We start from the raw sequence: 13,407 nt of genomic DNA, 5'->3' as shown, positions 1-13,407 counted from the left end.
AATAAAGTGGCGCCATTCTAATCGTCGGGGCTGGCTTTGTCTTGACAAGGCTCACGGCCAACAGTTTCTTCGGTCCGGGCCGCTGGTATAGTGCGCCGACGATTTAAGCCGAAGCAGGAGCCCGTCAGTGGCCAGAATTACCGTGGAACGCCAGCACACGCTGGGAAAGGAAAAGGCCCGCGAGAAGGCTGAAATCATGCTGCAGAAGCTGTCCGACAAGTACGGCATCGAGCACGAGTGGACAGGCGATACCGTCGCCCTGGAAGGCAAGGGCGCCAAGGGCACGGTCGCTGTCGAAGATGAGTGGGTGAGGGTGAACATCGACCTCAACTTCTTCCTCTCCGCCATGAGCGGTTCGATTCAGACCGAAGTAGAACGGCAGCTGGATAAAGTCTTGATGGCCTGAAGTCCCGAGAGAGGGGCTAGAGCATCAGCTTGATGACTTGCTCGGAAGGGTCGCGGGATTTGCCGGCGGCCTTGAGCTCGGCCAGATACTCGTCCCACAGTTGCGCCTGGCGTTGCGCCAGCTGCTCCAGGTATTCCCAGGTAAACAACCCGCTGTCATGACCGTCGTCGAAGGTCAGCTTCAGCGCGTACTGGCCGGCGGGCTCGACCTTGGTGAGCCCGACGCCCAGCTTGCCGAACTGCAGAATCGGATTGCCATGGCCCTGCACCTCCGCCGACGGCGAGTGCACCCGCAGGAACTCCGCCGGCAAGCGGTATTCCTCATCCGGCCCGTATTTCAGGCTGAGGACTTTCGAGGCTTTGTGCAGCTGGATAGCGGTGGGGATGCGGGTCATAGAGGTAATCTCAGCTACAAGCTACAAGCTCCAAGCTCCAAGCTCCAAGCTCCAAGCTCCAAGCTCCAAGCGAAGCAGATTCGTGCAGCCAGTGAAATCTGCTTGCCGCTTGAAGCTAACCGCTTGCAGCTGCTTTAAAGGATATAGCGCGACAGATCTTCGTCTTCCGCCAGCTCACCCAAGTGACTGTTCACGTATTCAGCGTCGATCTGAATCGTCCCGCCATCCTGAGCGCCCGCCAGGTCACCGGCACTGAAAGAAACCTCTTCCAGCAACCGCTCAAGCAGCGTGTGCAAGCGACGCGCACCGATGTTCTCGGTCTTCTCGTTGACCTGCCAGGCGATCTCGGCAAGACGCTTGATGCCATCCGGCAGGAACGCGATATTCAGGCCTTCGGTCTTCAGCAGCTCCCGGTATTGCTCGGTCAGCGACGCATGGGGTTCGGTCAGGATGCGCTCGAAATCCTGCGGGCTCAGCGCTTTGAGCTCGACACGAATCGGCAGACGACCCTGCAGCTCAGGCACCAGATCGCTTGGCTTGCTCAGGTGGAACGCACCGGAAGCGATGAACAGGATGTGATCGGTCTTGACCATGCCCAGCTTGGTGTTAACGGTGCAGCCTTCGATCAGGGGCAGCAAGTCGCGCTGCACGCCTTCGCGGGATACATCGGCGCCGCCAACGTTACCGCGCTTGGCCACTTTGTCGATCTCGTCGATGAACACGATGCCGTGCTGCTCGACGGCTTCCAGTGCCTTTCCTTTCAGCTCTTCGTCGTTGACCAGACGGCCCGCTTCTTCATCGCGAACCATCTTCAGCGCGTCTTTGACTTTCAGCTTGCGGCTCTTCTTTTTGCCCTTGCCCATGTTGGCAAACAGGCTCTGCAACTGGTTGGTCATCTCTTCCATGCCCGGCGGCGCGGAAATATCAACGCCGCCCATTTCAGCGACCTCGATCTCGATTTCCTTGTCGTCCAGTTGGCCTTCGCGCAGACGCTTGCGGAACAGCTGGCGGGTATTGGAATCGCTGCCTGACGACGCGTCCTCGTTGAAGCCCGCGCGTGCCGGTGGCAGCAGGGCGTCGAGAATGCGGTCTTCGGCGGCGTCTTCTGCGCGGTGGCGAACCTTGGTGATTTCCTGTTCACGCAGCAGTTTCATTGCAGCGTCGGCGAGATCACGGATGATCGACTCGACGTCGCGGCCCACGTAGCCGACTTCGGTGAACTTGGTCGCTTCGACCTTGATGAAAGGCGCGTTGGCGAGCTTGGCCAGACGACGGGCGATTTCGGTTTTACCGACGCCGGTCGGGCCGATCATCAAGATGTTCTTCGGGGTGACTTCGACGCGCAGCTCTTCAGGCAGCTGCATTCGGCGCCAGCGATTACGCAGCGCGATGGCGACGGCGCGTTTGGCATCGTCCTGGCCGATGATATGGCGATTGAGTTCGTGGACGATTTCACGGGGAGTCATGGACATGGTTTTCAACGGTCCTCGGCAGATGGCAAGTCGGGCAGGCCGCGATGAATGGCGGCCAGCACCTCAGGCTTACTCGGCGAGGTCCTGCTCCTCAATGGTGATGTTGTGGTTGGTGAAGACGCAGATGTCGCCGGCAATGTGCAGGGCGGTTTCAGCGATTTCACGGGCAGAGAGTTCGGTCTTCAGCAGCAATGCGCGGGCAGCGGCCTGGGCGAAGGCGCCGCCGGAACCCATGGCGATCAGGCCGTCTTCGGGCTCAACGACGTCACCGTTACCGGTAATGATCAGCGAAGCGTCCTTGTTGGCAACGGCCAGCATGGCTTCAAGGCGACTCAGGGAGCGGTCGGTACGCCATTCTTTCGCCAGCTCTACGGCGGCGCGAATGAGGTGACCCTGGTGTTTTTCCAGTTGGGCTTCGAAACGCTCGAACAGGGTGAAGGCGTCAGCGGTGGCGCCTGCGAAACCGGCGATGACCTGGCCGTGGTAAAGGCGCCGGACTTTCTTGGCGTTGCCTTTCATGACGGTATTGCCCAGGGAAACCTGGCCGTCACCGGCCATGACGACTTTGCCTTGGCGGCGCACTGAAACGATGGTGGTCAAGGGGAGAGTCTCCACGCTGCGGGGCGAAAATGCCCTGATGGAAACTCATATGGGGGTGGGGGCGGGTATTTCAACCGTTGAGTGGGTTGAGGGATGAATGGTGGTGCCGATCACTGCCTGATCGTTCCCACGCTCTGCGTGGTAACGCCGACCGCACGCTGAACGTCCTCGAGTGCTTTCCCTGCGGGGGTATGAGAACGATTAATCCATACACCGCAGATGTATCTGATGATGAATGATTCGTGGGAGCAAGCTCGCTCCCACAGGTGCGGTGTTTGATGCGCTATGGCGTTGCATCAGGACCAAGAGCAGCTACCACATTCTATGAAGTGCCCTAGCGGGCCTGGCGCTGTTGCAGTAGCAGGTTGCTGAAACCGCCACCTGCCAACTGCTTCTGCGCTGTGGTCAGCTGTTCGCGGTTGCTGAACGGGCCGACCAGCACGCGGTACCAGGTTTCATCCTTCACCGTGCCTGACTCCACGGTCGACGTTTGCCCCAGCAGAATGATCTGCGCGCGCACCTTCTCGGCGTCGGCCTGTTTGCGGAACGAGCCCGCTTGCAGGAAGAACGTCGTCACCGCCGCCGGCTTGGTCACCGGAGGCGCTGGCGGTGGCGTCAGACCGCTGAGCGCCGCCTGGGCGCGAGCGGTGTCGATCTTCGCGGCCACTTCAGGCGTAACCGGCGTGCTTGGCGCAACGACCGGTGGCGTCTTCTCCGGCACTGCTTCGTTCGGCACGATGACTTCCGACTCAGGCAACAGCGTGTAGAAGTCGTATTTCGGCTTCACAGGCGCGGTCGGGCTGGGCGGCGTCTTGTTTGCTTCGGCAATCTTCGCGGCCTTGGCTTCAGCCTTGACGCGCTTGATGTCGTCGCCGCTGCCGGGTTCGAGCTTCATCAGGAAAACAACGAACGCGCCGACGGTCAGGCCGATCGCCATCCACACCCAGCCCGGAATCGGCTTCTTGGCGGGTGCCTGATACCGGCTGGCGCCGCGCTTGGGAGCAGGTTTCTTTTTAACGGCCAACTTACATACGCTCCAGAGTGTCCAGACCCAGCAACTGCAGGCCTTGCTTGAGGGTGCGACCGGTCAGGGCGGCGAGGCGCAGACGGCTTTGCTGTTGTTCAGGGTTTTCCGCCGCCAGGATCGGGCAGTTCTCGTAGAAACTGGAGAACAGGCCGGCGAGGTCATACAGATACGCGCAGAGCACGTGAGGTGTGCCCTTGTCGGCAACGGTGTTCACGGTCTCGCCGAACTGCGCCAGGCGTGCGGCCAGGTCTTGCTCCTGGGCGGCGTCCAGGATGATTCGGCCCTCGCTCGCGTTGAAGGTTTCGCCCTTTTCTTCGAGCTTGCGGAATACGCCGGCCACACGGGTGTAGGCGTACAGCAGATAAGGCGCAGTGTTGCCTTCGAAGCTGAGCATCTGGTCGAAGTTGAAGCTGTAGTCGCTGGCGCGATGCTTGGACAGGTCCGCGTATTTCACCGCGCTGATGCCCACGGCCTTGGCGATCGAGCGCAACTCGTCTTCGGCGACGTCCGGGTTTTTCTCTTTGACCAGCGTGTAGGCGCGCTCTTCGGCTTCATCGAGCAGGTCGACCAGCTTGACCGTGCCGCCATCGCGGGTCTTGAACGGACGGCCATCGGCGCCGTTCATGGTGCCGAAGCCCATGTGCTCCATCTGCATGCCGTTGGTAACGAAGCCTGCGCGGCGCGCCACTTCGAAGACCTGCTGGAAGTGCAGCGCCTGACGCTGATCGACGAAATACAGCGCGCGATCGGCTTTCAGCACGTTGCTGCGGTAGCGAATGGCGGCGAGGTCGGTGGTGGCATAGAGATAACCGCCACCGGCCTTTTGTACGATCACCGGCAGCGGCGTACCTTCAGCGGTTTTGAATTCTTCAAGAAACACACACTGCGCGCCGTTGCTCTCGACCAGCAGTCCGGCCTTCTTCAGGTCGGCGACGACATTGGCGAGGTCGTCGTTGTAGGCGCTTTCGCCCATGACGTCCTTCGGCGTGAGTTTGACGTTCAGGCGCTCGTACACTTCTTGGCAGTGGGACAGGGAGATGTCTTTGAAGCGCGTCCACAGGCTCAGGCACTCGGCGTCGCCAGCTTGCAGCTTGACCACCAGCCCACGTGCGCGCTCGGCGAACTCTTCGGACTCGTCGAAACGGCCCTTGGCGGCGCGGTAGAAGTTTTCGAGGTCAGCCAGCTCATCGCTGGTCGCCGGGGTTTCCTGCAGATAGGCCAGCAGCATGCCGAACTGAGTGCCCCAATCGCCGACGTGGTTCTGACGGATCACGGTGTCGCCAAGAAACTCAAGGACGCTGGCCACGCCGTCGCCAATGATGGTCGAGCGCAAGTGGCCGACGTGCATCTCTTTGGCCAGATTCGGCGCAGACAGGTCGACCACAACGCGTTGAGCAGGGCCGTTCTTGCGCACGGACAGGGTCGCGTCGGCCAGAGCTTCGTCGAGTCGCGAAGCCAGGGCCTGGGTGTTCTGGAAGAAATTGAGGAAACCGGGGCCGGCGATGTCGACCTGGGTGATCTGCTCGTCGGCGGGCAACGCGGCGACGATTTTCTCGGCCAGGTCACGCGGCTTCATGCCCGCAGGCTTGGCCAGCATCATGGCGATATTGCTGGCGAAGTCGCCGTTTTTCTTGTCCTTGGCGTTCTCCACCTGAATCGCCGGCGTCAGCCCTTCCGGCAAGACGCCATCGGTGACGAGTTGGCTCAGAGCTTGTTGAATCAGCTGGCGAATGGTGTCTTTCATGGTGCTCTCTTTCGACCGCAAGCGCGGCCGCGCCTGGATGCGCGGGTGGAAAAACTGGGCATTATCCGTGGCCGGGGCCACCTTGCCAACCGCGCTGGATGCGCGGTCAACCGATGCGAATCAATAAAGGTCCACCGGATCCACGTCCAGCGACCATCTGACCTGGCGCCCGCTGGGCATGTTTTCCAGTGTCAGCAACCAGGTCGCGAGCAGCTTGTGCAGCGGCGCGCGGGCGTTGGCCTGGACCAGCAACTGAGCGCGATAGCGCCCGGCGCGTCGTTCCATCGGTGCCGGAACCGGGCCCAGCAGCTCAATGCCGCCCAGCGCCAGGTCCTTCAGCAAGCGCTCGGCTTCGGTGCAGGCTTCGTCGAGAAACCCCTCGGCCTGACCAGGCTTGTGCGCTTCGGCGCGCAGCAGCGCCAGGTGCGAAAACGGCGGCAGCCCGGCGGCGCGACGTTCGCTCAAGGCCTGCTCGGCAAACGCGAAATAGCCCTGTTCGGTCAGTTGAATCAATAAAGGATGGTCGGCCAGGTGAGTCTGGATGATCACCTTGCCCGGCTCTTCGGCGCGCCCGGCTCTGCCTGCGACCTGCACAATCAATTGCGCCATGCGCTCGCTGGCGCGGAAGTCGCCGGAGAACAGCCCGCCATCGGCATCGAGAATCGACACAAGAGTGACGCGCGGGAAGTGATGCCCCTTGGCGAGCATTTGCGTGCCCACCAGAATGCAGGGCTGGCCTTTCTGGATGGTCGCGAACAGCTGATTCATCGCGTCCTTGCGCGAGGTGCTGTCGCGATCAACCCGCAAGACCGGGTAGTCGGGGAAAAGAATCGCCAGCCGCTCCTCGGCACGCTCGGTCCCCGCACCCACCGGGCGCAGATCGACCTTGCCGCACGCCGGGCAATTGCGTGGCACCCGTTCGACATGGCCGCAATGGTGACAACGCAGCTCACCCGAGCGCTGGTGCACGGTCATGCGCGCGTCACAGCGAGGGCATTCCGACAGCCAGCCACAGTCGTGACACAGCAGCGTCGGGGCAAAGCCTCGCCGGTTGAGGAACACCAGCACTTGCTGGCCCGCCGCCAGGGTCTGACCGATGGCTTGCTGCATCGGGCCCGAGATGCCGCTGTCGAGCGGGCGGCTTTTGACATCCAGGCGCAGGAAGCGGGGTTGCTGGGCCCCGCCCGCGCGCTGATTCACACGCAGGAGCGCGTATCGACCGGTGTGGGCGTTGTGCAGACTTTCCAGCGAAGGCGTCGCCGAGCCGAGGACGATCGGAATGTCCTCCTGATGCGCCCTCACCAGCGCCAGATCCCGGGCGTGATAGCGCAGGCCTTCCTGCTGTTTATAAGAGCCGTCGTGCTCCTCGTCGATGATGATCAGCCCCGGATTCTTCATAGGGGTGAACAGCGCCGAGCGGGTGCCGATGATGATGTCGGCTTCGCCATCGCGCGCCGCCAGCCAGGCGTCCAGCCGGTCGCGATCATTGACTGCCGAATGCAGCAGCGCGATGCGCGCGTTGAAACGCTGCTCGAAGCGCGCCAGGGTCTGCGGACCCAGGTTGATTTCCGGAATCAGCACCAGCGCCTGCTTGCCCGCTTCTAGCGTTTCGCGGATGAGCTGCAGATACACCTCGGTCTTGCCGCTGCCGGTGACACCCGCCAGCAGTGAGGCATGAAAGCTGCCGAAACCCGAGCGGATGGCTTCATAGGCGGCCCGCTGCTCAGTGTTGAGCGGCAGTTCCGGCTGCGCCAGCCAGTGCTCGTGCCGCTCGACCGGCCCATGACCGCGCACCTCGACGGTCACCAGTCCCTTGGCGAGCAGCAGATTCAGGCTGTCCCGGTTGAGCATCAGCTTGCTCAGCAACTGGTGAGCCACGCCGTGGGGGTGCTGGGCCAGGGTGCGCAGCGCTTCCTTTTGTTTGGGCGCCCGGGCGATGCGCGGGTCATCGACGCTGGCATCCGGCGCCGCGTGCCAGAAACGCTCCTGCCGCGCTTCCGCCGGCTCGCCCTGACGCAGCAACACTGGCAACGCCCAACTGAGCGTGTCGCCCAGGCTGTGCTGGTAATACTGGGCCGTCCACAGGCACAACTTGAACAGTGCGGGCGGCAACGGCGGTTCGGCATCCAGCACAGCAATGGCCGGCTTGAGCTTGTCGGCCGGCACGTCGCTGTGATCGACGACTTCCACCAGCACGCCGATCATTTCCCGACGGCCAAATGGCACGCGCAGGCGCATCCCCGGCTGCAACGTACTGCGCGCCACACCTGCGGGGGCAAGGTAGTCGAATAGGCGACGCAGCGGCGAGGGCAGGGCGAGGCGCAAGATGGCGTCGGGCACGCGGGGGATATCCTGTTACGGAGTATGACGAAGGGCGCGATCTTAGCAGACGACCGGCGTGAACGTTCCCTTGCGTGATTGGCGTTGTCTGTTAATATGCGCGGCCTAATTCCGTGCGGTATTCAACAATAGTGTTGGGTGGCGGCACGATAGCCTGAGGAAATACCCATGAAAGCTGATATCCATCCAGTTTACGAAGCCATTGACGCAACCTGCAGCTGCGGCAATGTCATCAAAACCCGTTCCACACTGGCCAAGCCTCTGAGCCTGGACGTGTGCAACGAGTGCCACCCGTTCTACACCGGCAAGCAAAAAACTCTGGACGTCGGCGGTCGTGTCGACAAGTTCAAGTCGCGTTTCGGTGCATTCGGTCCTACCAAAGCTCCTGCTGCTGCAGAGTAAGGTTGGCCGTTCTGGAGTCGCCGATGCGTTTCTCCAGGCTGCTTAAGAAGGCGTCCCTCGCGGGCGCCTTTTTTATGTCCGCGATTTGGCTTTCGACGGCCCAGGCCTCGTGCCATGCGCCGCCTTCGCTGCCTGTGGCTAAGGTGCAGCGCGTCGTCGATGGCGACACGGTGCGCCTGACAGATGGTCGCAGCGTTCGCATGATTGGCCTGAATACGCCGGAAACCGGCAAAAAGGGTCAGTCAGCCCAGCCGTTGGCAGATGTGGCGAAGCGTCGTTTGCAGGCGTTGATCGATGCCAGTGATGGGCAGGTCAGGCTGCGCGTGGGTGAAGAGCCGACCGATCATTACGGCCGTACTCTCGCTAACGTCTATGGCCGTGATGGTGCCAACCTTGAGGCGCAACTGCTTGCCGAGGGCCTTGGCTATCTCGTCGCGGTTTCCCCGAACGTGGCGCTGGTCAGCTGCCAGCAGGCCGCAGAGCATTCAGCTCGCCAGGCCGGCCTGGGTCTGTGGCGCAATTCGCCGGTTCAACCGGCCGAGCAGATCAGCACCGGCGGGTTCGCGCTGGTCAGCGGGCGCGTGACCAGCGTGCAGCGCAATGGCGGCGGCCTGTGGATCGAATTGGGCGATTCATTGGTGCTGCGCATTGCGCCCAAGCTGCTCGGCCAGTTCGACACTGCCGCGCTGCAGCGCTTGAAGGGGCAGCGAATCGAAGCCCGTGGCTGGGTGGTCGATCGTTCGCGTCGGGGCGGTCTGAAATCAGGTCAACCGCGCTGGATGATGTCGATCACTCACTCTGCAATGTTGGATACAGTTAATAAATAAATTGTAGACATTTTTTCTGAGGATTGTTGCCGCTCCAGGCCTTATGTTCTGCGGCTCTACGCTGAAAGTCGTAGATGCGGCCTCTTGACACAGGTGACCCGCCAGTCTTGTTAGGACTTTATGACTTGCGTATGCTCGGCGGTCCGTCTGTCCAACAGCAAAAAAGCGGAATGCCCCCATGTCAGATTTGAAAACTGCCGCTCTCGAATATCACGCTCATCCCCGTCCGGGGAAACTCAGCGTCGAGCTCACCAAAGCCACTGCTACCGCTCGCGATCTGTCGCTGGCCTACAGCCCGGGTGTGGCTGAGCCGGTCCGCGAAATCGGTCGCGATCCGGAACTTGCCTACAAGTACACCGGCAAGGGCAACCTGGTAGCGGTCATCTCTGATGGCACCGCGATTCTGGGTCTGGGTAACCTCGGGCCTCTCGCGTCCAAGCCGGTCATGGAAGGCAAAGGCGTGCTGTTCAAGCGCTTTGCCGGTATCGATGTGTTCGATATCGAAGTCGATTCTGAAAGCCCGCAGGCCTTCATCGACACCGTGCGACGCATCTCCATCACCTTCGGCGGCATCAACCTGGAAGACATCAAGGCGCCTGAGTGCTTCGAGATCGAAAAGGCGCTGATCGAGCAGTGCGACATCCCTGTTTTCCACGATGACCAGCACGGCACCGCGATCGTTACCGCAGCCGGCATGATCAACGCGCTGGAAATTGCTGGCAAAACCCTGGAAGCGGCGAAGATCGTCTGCCTGGGTGCTGGCGCTGCGGCCATCTCCTGCATGAAGTTGCTGGTGAGTATGGGCGCGAAGATCGAAAACATCTTCATGATCGACCGCAACGGCGTGGTTCACGACGGGCGTACCGATCTGAACCAGTACAAGGCGCAGTTCGCTCACTCCACCGAAAAGCGCACGCTGGCCGATGCACTGGAAGGCGCCGACGTGTTCGTCGGTCTGTCCGGTCCGAACCTGCTGAGCGCTGAAGGCCTGAAGTCGATGGCGGCCAACCCGATCGTGTTCGCCTGCTCGAACCCGGATCCGGAGATCTCGCCAGAACTGGCTCACGCCACCCGCAGCGACGTGATCATGGCCACCGGCCGTTCGGATTACCCGAACCAGGTCAACAACGTGCTGGGCTTCCCGTTCATCTTCCGTGGCGCACTCGACGTTCGCGCCAAGCGCATCAACGAAGAGATGAAAATCGCAGCGGCCAACGCTTTGCGCGAATTGGCCAAGCTGCCAGTGCCCCAGGAAGTCTGCGACGCCTACGGCGGCATCGCCTTGGAATTCGGTCGTGAGTACATCATCCCGAAACCACTGGACGTGCGCCTGCTGACTATCGTTTCCGATGCCGTGGCTAAGGCCGCCATCGAGAGCGGTGTCGCAACCCTGCCGTATCCAAAGCACTACCCGCTGAAAAGCGTGGATGACGTGTTTAACGGCTGATAGCAACGCCCATAAAAAACCCAGCCAAGTGCTGGGTTTTTTATGGGCGCTCGTTTTGCTGTCCGGCTGGACACAACACCTTTGTTCAGGATACGCAATCCTTGTGGGAGTGAGCTTGCTCACGAAGACGGTGCTTCAACCGCTGAAGATGCAGCGGATGTTCCGACCTTTTCGCGAGCAAGCTCGCTCCCACATGGACGGTGTTGATGCCTGAGGATCACCCGCCTACTGATCTACGCCTCACTAGAACAAATCGATCGGCGCCGACTCGTCCGCCGGCAGCGGGCTGCCTGGAGGCGGGCTGCCGCCGAGTTCGTTCACGCTAGGCGGTGTGTCCTCGCTCTTGAACAGTTCGAAGAACGCGCCCGGCGTGCTCGGTGTGGCAGAGCGGCCGCTGACGGGATCGATACGCAGGCTGAGGATGCCGTCCGGTTCGGCTTGAACATGGGGCGGTTTGTCCTTCAGCGCGGCGCTCATGTACTTCATCCAGATCGGCAGCGCGACCGTGCCGCCGAACTCATGGCGACCCAGGCTTTCCGGCTGATCGAAACCGGTCCAGACCGTCGTCACGTAATCCGCGTTATAGCCCGTGAACCACGCGTCTTTCGAATCGTTGGTGGTCCCGGTTTTACCGGCGATGTCCGGACGGTTCATCGCCAGGGCACGGCGGCCAGTACCGCGTTTGATCACGTCTTGCAGCATGCTGTTGAGGATGTAGACCGTGCGACCGTCAACGATCCGTTCAGCGACCACGGGGGCGGGCGCTGGGCCCGAGGCATCCAGCGCGTTCGGCACGACGTTGGCGGTCAACGGCGGGGTCTCTGGCGCTGCATAGGTTGATGCGCTGCTGATGGCCGCCTCGCTGACCGCTTTCGGGTTCGGGTCGTTGGCAGGCACTGTCGGCGGGTTGGCTACGAACAGGGTTTTGCCTTCACGGTCCTCGATCTTCTGGATGAGGTACGGGCTGATCTTGTAACCGCCGTTGGCAAACGCACTCCAGCCGCCGACGATTTCCATCGGCGTCAGGGTTGCAGTGCCCAGTGCGAGGGACAGGTTGGGCGGCAAGTCCTGTTTGTTGAAGCCAAAGCGGGTGATGTAGTTGATCGCGGTGTTCACGCCCAGGCTTTGCAGCAGGCGGATCGACACCAGGTTACGTGACTTGTACAGCGCCTCGCGCAGCCGAATCGGACCGAGGAAGGTGCCCGTATCGTTCTTTGGCCGCCAGACTTTGTCGATGGCCTCGTCGACGAACACGATCGGCGCGTCGTTGACCAGGCTGGCGGCGGTGTAGCCGTTGTCCAGCGCCGCCGAATACAGGAACGGCTTGAAGCTGGAGCCCGGCTGACGCTTGGCCTGCATCGCGCGGTTGTAGTTGCTTTGCTCGAACGCGAAGCCGCCGACCAGCGCACGAATCGCGCCGTTCTGCGGATCCAGCGAAACCAGCGCGCTCTGCGCCACCGGAAGCTGGCTGAACTTGAGCGAGTTGTCCGCCTGACGCTGCAGGCGCACCAGATCGCCGACATGGGCGACATCGCCGGGCTGCTTGGGATTGGCGCCGACGCTATTGGTGTTCAGGAACGCCTTGGCCCACTTCATGCTGTCCCAGGCGACGGTTTCTTCGTTCTCGCCGTTGCGGGTCAGGACGCGGATGCCGGTCTTGTCGACCTGAGTGACGATGGCCGGCTCCAGGCCGCTGATCGGACGCTGTTTGCTCAGTTCCTGCACCCAGCCCTCGCGGGTCAGGCCTGGGAATCGGCTCTCAGGCCCGCGATAGCCATGGCGCTGGTCGTATTCGATCAGGCCGTCCTGCACCGCCTTGTTGGCGTCTTCCTGCAGGCCGCTCGGGACAGTAGTGGTGACGCGGAAGCCTTCTGTGTAGGCTGCGCTGCCATAACGACCCACCATTTCGGCGCGCGCCATTTCAGCGATATACGGCGCGTTCACTTCAGGGCTTTGAACGTGATAGCTGGCGTTGATCGGCTCGGCAAGGGCGGTCTGGTAGGTGTTCTGGTCGATTTTCCCCAGCTTGAACATGCGGCCAAGAATCCAGTCGCGGCGCTCTTTGGCGCGCACCGGATTGGCCAGTGGGTTGAATCGTGACGGCGCCTTGGGCAGGCCGGCAATCATTGCCATCTGCGCAACGCTCAGGTCGCGGATGGATTTGCCGTAGTAAACCTGCGCTGCGGCCTCGATGCCGTAAGCGCGGTTACCCAGATAGATCTTGTTGACGTACAGCTCGAGAATCTCGTCCTTGGTAAGTTGGCGCTCGATTTGCAAGGCCAAGAGAATCTCGGTGGTTTTGCGCGAAAAACTGCGCTCGCTGGTCAGGAAATAGTTTTTCGCGACCTGCATGGTGATGGTCGAGCCGCCGGACTGAATGTGACCGCTCTTGACCAGTTGGCTGGCCGCGCGCATCAGGCTGCTCGGGTCCACGCCATAGTGGTTCTCGAAGTTGTCGTCTTCGGCTGACAGCAGGGCGTGGATGAAATTGGGCGGAATGTCGGCGAAACGGATGGGAGAGCGGCGCATTTCGCCAAACTCTGCAATCAGCTTGCCGTCGCTGCTGAAGACGCGCAGCGGGATCTGCAGCTGGATATTGCGCAGCGCATCGACCGATGGGAGGTTCGGGGCCAGGTAGAGAAAGGCGCCGCTCAGGCCGAGGAGCAGCCCGCAGACGACCGCGACGATGGACCACCAGACAAACTTCAGCAGGCGTATCAAGGCTTTTGGATTTCCAGAAAAAAGAAT

11 protein-coding genes are annotated in these 13,407 nt (G+C 61.5%); 4 read left to right on the top strand and 7 right to left on the bottom strand.

From position 1 onward, the window contains the following. Positions 1 to 127: 127 nt before the first annotated feature. Positions 128 to 406 carry a polyhydroxyalkanoic acid system family protein gene (locus ACYASU_RS21315; protein WP_282373359.1) on the top strand — a complete coding sequence of 93 codons (279 nt, stop codon included), beginning with the start codon at positions 128 to 130 and terminating at the stop codon, positions 404 to 406. Between the two features lie 16 nt (positions 407 to 422). Here the strand turns inward: ACYASU_RS21315 and ACYASU_RS21310 are convergent, their stop codons facing one another. The 6 genes from ACYASU_RS21310 to ACYASU_RS21285 form a co-directional block, all read right to left on the bottom strand. Next, positions 423 to 800 (bottom strand): gamma-butyrobetaine hydroxylase family protein, encoded by a 378-nt coding sequence (locus ACYASU_RS21310; RefSeq protein WP_463583959.1) that lies wholly within the window; start codon positions 798 to 800, stop codon positions 423 to 425. Between the two features lie 134 nt (positions 801 to 934). Next, entirely contained in the window at positions 935 to 2,272 is a 1,338-nt protein-coding gene (gene hslU, locus ACYASU_RS21305; RefSeq protein WP_463583958.1) for an ATP-dependent protease ATPase subunit HslU, read from the bottom strand. Between the two features lie 69 nt (positions 2,273 to 2,341). After that, positions 2,342 to 2,872: an ATP-dependent protease subunit HslV gene (hslV, locus tag ACYASU_RS21300; RefSeq protein ID WP_065986638.1), complete on the bottom strand. Its 531-nt coding sequence runs from the start codon at positions 2,870 to 2,872 to the stop codon at positions 2,342 to 2,344. A gap of 334 nt (positions 2,873 to 3,206) precedes the next feature. After that, a complete protein-coding gene (locus ACYASU_RS21295; RefSeq protein WP_192171219.1) occupies positions 3,207 to 3,896 on the bottom strand; it encodes an SPOR domain-containing protein in 690 nt (229 codons plus the stop codon). A 1-nt stretch (position 3,897) separates the two neighbouring features. Beyond that, on the bottom strand, positions 3,898 to 5,643 hold the full coding sequence (gene argS, locus ACYASU_RS21290; RefSeq protein ID WP_463583957.1) for an arginine--tRNA ligase: 1,746 nt from the start codon (positions 5,641 to 5,643) through the stop codon (positions 3,898 to 3,900). Positions 5,644 to 5,763: 120 nt separating this feature from the next. After that, complete coding sequence (locus tag ACYASU_RS21285; protein WP_463583956.1) at positions 5,764 to 7,983, bottom strand: primosomal protein N'; 2,220 nt, start codon at positions 7,981 to 7,983, stop codon at positions 5,764 to 5,766. A 168-nt stretch (positions 7,984 to 8,151) separates the two neighbouring features. Between ACYASU_RS21285 and rpmE the strand changes: the two genes are divergently transcribed. The 3 genes from rpmE (at position 8,152) to ACYASU_RS21270 (ending at position 10,659) form a co-directional block, all read left to right on the top strand. Beyond that, positions 8,152 to 8,385, top strand: coding sequence for a 50S ribosomal protein L31 (gene rpmE / locus ACYASU_RS21280; protein WP_065986634.1), 234 nt, complete (start codon positions 8,152 to 8,154; stop codon positions 8,383 to 8,385). Positions 8,386 to 8,408: 23 nt separating this feature from the next. Beyond that, a complete protein-coding gene (locus tag ACYASU_RS21275) occupies positions 8,409 to 9,212 on the top strand; it encodes a thermonuclease family protein (protein ID WP_463583955.1) in 804 nt (267 codons plus the stop codon). A 178-nt stretch (positions 9,213 to 9,390) separates the two neighbouring features. Then, on the top strand, positions 9,391 to 10,659 hold the full coding sequence (locus ACYASU_RS21270) for a malic enzyme-like NAD(P)-binding protein (RefSeq protein WP_282368788.1): 1,269 nt from the start codon (positions 9,391 to 9,393) through the stop codon (positions 10,657 to 10,659). Positions 10,660 to 10,902: 243 nt separating this feature from the next. Here the strand turns inward: ACYASU_RS21270 and ACYASU_RS21265 are convergent, their stop codons facing one another. Continuing rightward, entirely contained in the window at positions 10,903 to 13,377 is a 2,475-nt protein-coding gene (locus ACYASU_RS21265) for a penicillin-binding protein 1A (protein WP_463583988.1), read from the bottom strand. Positions 13,378 to 13,407: the final 30 nt, after the last annotated feature.

Source organism: Pseudomonas sp. HP_12 (genome assembly GCF_055283955.1).
Note: the sequence above shows the minus strand (reverse complement) of the source record. Positions and strands in the feature narration are given on the sequence as shown.

Coding starts and splice junctions, on each gene's coding strand:
- ACYASU_RS21310 (WP_463583959.1), bottom strand. CDS start 800: ATGACCCGCATCCCCACCGCTATCCAGCTGCACAAAGCCTCGAAAGTC.
- hslU (WP_463583958.1), bottom strand. CDS start 2,272: ATGTCCATGACTCCCCGTGAAATCGTCCACGAACTCAATCGCCATATC.
- argS (WP_463583957.1), bottom strand. CDS start 5,643: ATGAAAGACACCATTCGCCAGCTGATTCAACAAGCTCTGAGCCAACTC.
- rpmE (WP_065986634.1), top strand. CDS start 8,152: ATGAAAGCTGATATCCATCCAGTTTACGAAGCCATTGACGCAACCTGC.
- ACYASU_RS21275 (WP_463583955.1), top strand. CDS start 8,409: ATGCGTTTCTCCAGGCTGCTTAAGAAGGCGTCCCTCGCGGGCGCCTTT.
- ACYASU_RS21270 (WP_282368788.1), top strand. CDS start 9,391: ATGTCAGATTTGAAAACTGCCGCTCTCGAATATCACGCTCATCCCCGT.